We start from the raw sequence: 581 nt of genomic DNA, 5'->3' as shown, positions 1-581 counted from the left end.
GGGTACTTAGATGTTTCAGTTCCCCTGGTGTGCCTCCTCATGAGCTATGGATTCACTCATGGGTGACTGGACATGACTCCAGCCGGGTTTCCCCATTCGGACATCCCCGGATCAAAGCCCGCTTACGGCTCCCCGAGGCAATTTCGCTGTTCGCCGCGTCCTTCTTCGGCTCCTGGCGCCTAGGCATCCTCCGTGCGCCCTTAGTAGCTTAACCTAATCTCCAGATGGAGCTTAGATCTCTTTCTAAGGCTCGTTGACTCTCGCCAACGTTGGATGATGTTTATCGCTTGTTTCGTATCCAGTTGTCAAGGTGCAATCGAGCGACCGTAAGGTCGTCTCGGCGTCCGCAAGAGGCAACGTTTCGCGAGAAACGCGTTCGTGCGGGACGTATGTTGAAGAACTTGCGTCCTTCAAAACTGAACTCGAGCGTAAATTGGAGGGTATTTCTCATAATGCCCCGAAGGGCTCCTTAGAAAGGAGGTGATCCAGCCGCACCTTCCGATACGGCTACCTTGTTACGACTTCACCCCAATCATCTACCCCACCTTCGACGGCTGGCCCCTTGCGGTTACCCCACCGGC

The 581-nt window shown here is 54.9% G+C and carries 2 rRNA genes; both read right to left on the bottom strand.

Annotated features, from left to right (window positions below):
* Positions 1-214 (bottom strand): 23S ribosomal RNA (locus H7C18_RS34665); the annotation flags it as partial.
* 259 nt (positions 215-473) lie between these two features.
* Positions 474-581 (bottom strand): 16S ribosomal RNA (locus H7C18_RS34660); the annotation flags it as partial.

The organism is Cohnella zeiphila (assembly GCF_014212055.1).
Taxonomy (GTDB): domain Bacteria; phylum Bacillota; class Bacilli; order Paenibacillales; family Paenibacillaceae; genus Cohnella; species Cohnella zeiphila.
This window is presented reverse-complemented; position numbering and strand designations above follow the sequence as displayed.